Below are 687 nucleotides of genomic sequence, written 5' to 3' on the forward strand. Positions count from 1 at the left end.
ATGTTACCCCGATCATTGCGGAGATCCGCGCGCGCACACTCGCAGAATTTGGCAATTATCATCGCCATGTCGGCGAGGAGTATATTCTGGTGTTGGAGGGAGAGCTCGCACTCCACACGGATACCTACGCGCCGACCCATCTGAAGAAGGGCGATTCCATGTATTTCGACAGTACGATGGGGCACGCCTATGTCAGCGCCGGCGAGGGCCCCTGTCGATTGTTGTTGATCTGCGCGCCGGGCCAGCCGCTCGATCTGGTCGAAGCTCCTGGCGCGGGCTTCGATGATTTTTCGACAAAGCCTCAGAAGGATGGACTGGCTGTACGTTGATCGCGGGTTTTGCTGATCGCGGGAGACCGGGCGAACTCTTGCATTCGTGGCTTCAGGAAACACCCGCATCACCTCTGGTCGGCCAGGGGTCGATGCGGGTGCGTATTTCCACCTACAGTGCCAGGCTCAGCCCGATCAGCTCGAAGGCAAGCGCAACGTAAAGCAGCATCACCGCGCTGATCGTCATCAAGAGGCTCCAGATCCAGGTCAGCCTGCGCTGCCCCGTCATCTGCCTGGTGACGACCCACAGGTTCCAGGCCGTCACAGCGGCGGCTGCCGGAAATATGACAAGGCTCAAAAACTGGAGGATGCGGATCCAGGGATCGAGCGACGAGGTGAACGAAAACGCGCCGACAAT

Annotated in this window: 2 protein-coding genes; one reads left to right on the top strand and one right to left on the bottom strand. The window is 59.2% G+C overall.

Translation table 11 applies throughout. From position 1 onward, the window contains the following. Positions 1-329 (top strand): cupin domain-containing protein (locus AC1DZC_RS20005; protein WP_477044489.1); only part of this gene is annotated, 329 nt, incomplete at its 5' end. Between the two features lie 112 nt (positions 330-441). On the opposite strand, the gene AC1DZC_RS20010 is transcribed toward AC1DZC_RS20005, so the two are convergent. Continuing rightward, a partial coding sequence (locus AC1DZC_RS20010; RefSeq protein ID WP_477044490.1) for a hypothetical protein occupies positions 442-687 on the bottom strand: 246 nt, incomplete at its 5' end.

The sequence above is a fragment of the Cellulomonas sp. P2_B4 genome (genome assembly GCF_056404795.1).